Source organism: Paraburkholderia sp. (assembly GCF_035501035.1).
Lineage (GTDB): Bacteria > Pseudomonadota > Gammaproteobacteria > Burkholderiales > Burkholderiaceae > Paraburkholderia.
On record NZ_DATJWR010000203.1, the window covers coordinates 1 to 4384 of the forward strand.

Consider the following 4384-nt stretch of genomic DNA (forward strand, 5'->3'; position numbering starts at 1 on the left):
AGGGCTCCGCGCCGAAGATTCCGACTTCCAGCGAGCTGCCCACAGGGTCGATGCCTTGCCTCTCCATCTCGTCGATGAGGGCCAGCATGTAGGACGGCGTCACCATGATGATGGTGGGCCGGAAGTCCTGGATCAGCTGGACCTGCTTCTCGGTCTGGCCGCCGCCGAACGGAATCACCGTGAGGCCCGCGCGTTCCGCGCCGTAGTGTGCGCCGAGGCCGCCGGTGAAGAGACCGTAGCCGTAGCTCACATGCACCTTGTCGCCGCGGCGGGCACCCGCTGCGCGCACCGAGCGCGCGACGCAATTGGCCCAGGTGTCGATGTCACGTGCCGTATAGCCGACGACGGTCGGCTTGCCGGTCGTACCCGACGACGCGTGAATACGCGAAATCTGATCCTGCGGCACGGCGAACATGCCGAACGGGTAGCTGTCGCGCAGGTCCTTCTTCGTGGTGAACGGGAAGCGCGCGAGATCGGCGAGCGACCGCACCTGCGAAGGGTGCACGCCCGCTTCGTCGAACTTGCGGCGGTAGACCGGCGAGTTTTCGTAGGCGTGGGTCAGCGACCATTTCAGGCGCTCGAGTTGCAGCGCCGCAAGCTCGTCGCGGCTCGCGGTTTCGATAGGTTCGAGCGGCAGCGTGGTAGTCATGGGTGTCTCCTGGACCTTAAGAACTGTACTCGTGACGGGTAGGGAATCGAGCAGGGGAAACCCGGTTCACGATGCGACTGGAACGACATTGCCGCGAATCTGCGCGGACTTGCCTCGGAAAAGCGCGACGGTTTCGCCAGCCCGGTTCGTCACGCGGATGTCGTAGACACCGTTGCGTCCCGATAGCACCTGTTCGACCGCTTCGGCGGTCAACACCTCGTCGCGCAGGACCGGGCGCAGGAACTCGATCGAACAGCCGGCCGCAACGGTGTTGATGTTGTACGAGTTGCACGCGAAGGCGAAAGCGGAATCCGCGAGCGAGAAGATCATGCCGCCGTGGCAGGTCTGGTGGCCGTTCAGGAACTCGGGCCGCACGGCCATGCGAAGGCGCGCGTAGCCCGCGCGCACTTCGAGCAGTTCCATGCCGAGCGCACGGGTGCAGCCGTCGGCTTCATACATGGCTTGTGCGGTCGCGCGGGCGAGTTCATCGGGCGACATGCCGGCCTCATGTGTGAGTTGCGAGACTTGTGCGGTCATTTCAGCGGCCCTCGAAGCGCGGTGCGCGTTTTTCGATGAAGGCCTGGACACCTTCGGCGTAGTCATGCGAGGCGCCCAGCTCGCGCTGCAGGTCGCGCTCGAGATCGAGTTGCTGGTCGAGCGTGTTCGACGCCGAGGCGCGAAGTGCTTCGCGTGTCGCGACGATTGCCCGCGTGGGCTGCTGCGCGAGACGCGCGGCGAGGGCGGTGGCCGTTTGCGCGAGCTCCGCGTCGTCGGTCACCTGCCAGACGAGCCCCCAGCTTTCTGCCTTTTCCGCGCTGAGCTTGTCGCCGGTCATGGCGAGCCCGAGCGCGCGCGCCATGCCCACGCGCTTGGGCAGGAACCACGTGCCGCCCGAATCGGGCACGAGGCCGATCTTCACGAATGCCTGGATGAAGCTCGCGGAGCGTGCGGCGAGCACGAGGTCGCACGCGAGGGCGAGATTCGCGCCGGCGCCGGCCGCGGTGCCGTTGACGGCTGCGATCACGGGCATCGGCAGCGCCTGCAGGCGCTTGATCAGTGGGTTGAAATGCTCTTCGATGAGCGCGCCGAGGTCGCTCATCGCGCCCGGCGTGAAGTCGAGATCGGCGAGGTCCTGGCCTGCGCAGAAGCCGCGGCCCGCACCGGTCAGCACCAGCGCGCGGGCGCCGGCAGCGGCGACTTCGTCCAGCGCCCCGGAGAGTTCGCGGTGCATGGCGCGTGTGAAGCTATTGAGCTTGTCCGGACGGTTGAGCGTGATCGTGGCCACGCGGGTGGATGCGTCGAATTCGACGCGGATCGCATCGTAGGACATCGGTATGTCTCCTTTGTCGGCCGCACGTGGCGCTGAGCGCCTGGTGCGGCCCCATGCAAAGCTGCCGATGGGACCTGGCGCTTTAGCGCTCAGTGCCATCCCATGCAGAGCTGTCTCCTGGGACTGCCGTGCCGCCGCGCGCTTCGTGCTCCGCCCGACGGCCGGTCGATACGACGTGCGTTACGTTTCGATGCGCTCGATCGCGAGGGCGATGCCCTGGCCGACGCCGATACACATCGTGCAGAGCGCGTAGCGTCCTTTCGTGCGCTCCAGCTGATAGAGCGCCGTCGTGACGAGTCGCGCACCCGAAGCGCCGAGCGGATGGCCCAGCGCGATCGCGCCGCCGTTCGGATTCACGCGCGGATCGTCGTCGGCGATGCCGAGCGCGCGCAACACAGCGAGACCCTGCGATGCGAACGCTTCATTGAGCTCGATCACGTCGAACTGGTCGAGCGTCATACCGAGTTGCTTGAGCAGCTTTTGCGTGGCCGGTGCCGGCCCGATGCCCATGATGCGCGGGGCGACGCCGGCCGTAGCCATGCCGAGCACGCGCGCGCGGCGACGCAGGCCGTACTGTTTCGCGGCTTCCTCGTTAGCGAGCAGCAGCGCACAGGCGCCGTCGTTCACACCCGAGGCGTTGCCCGCCGTGACGCTGCCGTCCGGCTTCACGACGCCCTTGAGCTTGCCGAGCGCTTCGAGCGAGGTTTCGCGCGGATGCTCGTCGAGGGTGACGCGCACCGGATCACCCTTCTTCTGCGCGATTTCCAGCGCGACGATTTCCTGCGCGAGCGTGCCATCCTTCTGCGCGCGCGCCGCTTTCTGCTGGCTGCGCAGCGCGAACGTGTCCTGGTCGGCGCGGTTGATGTTGAATTCGACCGCGACGTTTTCTGCCGTTTCGGGCATCGAATCGACGCCGTAGTCGCGCTTCATCAGCGCATTGACGAAGCGCCAGCCGATGGTCGTGTCGTAGATGGCGGCTTCACGCGAAAAGGGCGCGGCAGCCTTGCCCATCACGAACGGCGCACGCGTCATGCTTTCCACGCCGCCCGCGATCATGAGGCGCGCTTCTCCCGCCTTGATCGCGCGCGCCGCGCTGCCAACGGCGTCGAGTCCCGAACCGCACAGGCGGTTGAGCGTGCCGCCCGGCGCTTCAGTGGGCAGGCCCGCGAGCAGGGCGGCCATGCGCGCGACATTGCGGTTGTCCTCGCCGGCCTGGTTCGCGCAGCCGTAGAGCACGTCGTCGAGCGCGCTCCAGTCCACGCCGGCATTGCGCTCGACGAGGGCGCGGATGGGCACGGCGGCGAGATCGTCCGCGCGGACGTCCTTGAGGGCGCCACCGTAGCGGCCGAACGGGGTGCGAATCGCGTCGCAGATATAGGCTTCGGTCATCTCGGATTCCTCGGGCGCGAGCGCGCCAATGCGCTCACGCCTTGCATGCTAGATGGGATGGGCGATCGGGCGCCATTGGCCAGACGGCATAGGCCGCTTAGCCGGCTACCGCAGGCGCCGCTTTCGGTTCAACATGAACGCGGCTTTGAACCACGCGGAAGCGGTTCGCCACGAAGGCGGCGTCGGCGAGCGCGGCGTTTGCCGCGGGGTTCGCACCGGTGCCGTGGAAGTCCGAGAACGCTGCCGACTGATTCACGAACACACCGCCCGTCAGGTTGATCGAGAGCGCCACGCCGCCGGTGATCGCGGCTTCGTGGGCGGCGTCGATCACGGCGTCGTCAGTGCTGTAGACGGAAAGCGTGAGCGCGCCGTGGTCGCGAGCGGTCTCGCCTGCCAGTTTGAGCGACTGAGCCGTCGAATCCGTGGCGATCACGAACGAGATCGGGCCGAACCATTCGCGCGTGAACGAGGCCGCATCGCGTGCAGCGTCGAGCGAAAGCACGAGTGGCGTGCGCACGCGCGCACCGGCGAACTGCGGGTGTTCCAGCGTCTGGCTGTCTGCGAGCACGGTGCCGAGTTTGCGGGCCTCGACGATGCGCGCAATCACGCCTTCGTTCTGGATCGCGCCTAGCACCTCGACGGCGCGCGCCGGGTCGGCCACGAACTTTTGCACCGCGCCGGCAATCGCCTGGGCGACGGCCTCGAAGCTCGCCTGGCCTTCAGATGTGCGGATGCCGTCGCGTGGCACGTAGATGTTCTGCGGGGCCGTGCACATCTGGCCCGAGTAGAGCGAGAGCGAGAACGCGATATTGCGGGCTGCGGCCTTCAGGTCGTCCACCGAGTCGATCACGATCTGGTTCACGCCGGCCTTTTCAGTGTAGACCTGCGCCTGGTGTGCATTGCGCTCGAGCCAGTCGCCGTTTTGCGTGCTGCCGGTGAAGTCGATCAGCTTGATCTCGGGGCGCAGCGCGAGCTGCTGTACGAGCGCGCCGTCGTTCGGATCGGTGGCGAGCAGC

At 67.1% G+C, this 4384-nt stretch carries 5 protein-coding genes; all 5 read right to left on the reverse strand.

The annotated features are described in order from the left end of the window. On the reverse strand, positions 1-649 hold a 649-nt coding region (locus VMJ11_RS14350; protein WP_325620058.1), incomplete at its 3' end, for an AMP-binding protein. Positions 650-715: 66 nt separating this feature from the next. After that, complete coding sequence (gene paaI, locus VMJ11_RS14355) at positions 716-1186, reverse strand: hydroxyphenylacetyl-CoA thioesterase PaaI (RefSeq protein WP_325620059.1); 471 nt, start codon at positions 1184-1186, stop codon at positions 716-718. Between the two features lies 1 nt (position 1187). After that, entirely contained in the window at positions 1188-1979 is a 792-nt protein-coding gene (gene paaG, locus VMJ11_RS14360; protein WP_325620060.1) for a 2-(1,2-epoxy-1,2-dihydrophenyl)acetyl-CoA isomerase PaaG, read from the reverse strand. 180 nt (positions 1980-2159) lie between these two features. Then, complete coding sequence (pcaF, locus tag VMJ11_RS14365; protein ID WP_325620061.1) at positions 2160-3368, reverse strand: 3-oxoadipyl-CoA thiolase; 1209 nt, start codon at positions 3366-3368, stop codon at positions 2160-2162. Between the two features lie 97 nt (positions 3369-3465). Then, a partial coding sequence (locus VMJ11_RS14370; RefSeq protein WP_325620062.1) for an aldehyde dehydrogenase family protein occupies positions 3466-4384 on the reverse strand: 919 nt, incomplete at its 5' end.

Bases quoted from the DNA above. Each gene is read 5' to 3' on its own strand.
- paaI (WP_325620059.1), bottom strand. From the start codon at position 1,186: ATGACCGCACAAGTCTCGCAACTCACACATGAGGCCGGCATGTCGCCC.
- paaG (WP_325620060.1), bottom strand. From the start codon at position 1,979: ATGTCCTACGATGCGATCCGCGTCGAATTCGACGCATCCACCCGCGTG.
- pcaF (WP_325620061.1), bottom strand. From the start codon at position 3,368: ATGACCGAAGCCTATATCTGCGACGCGATTCGCACCCCGTTCGGCCGC.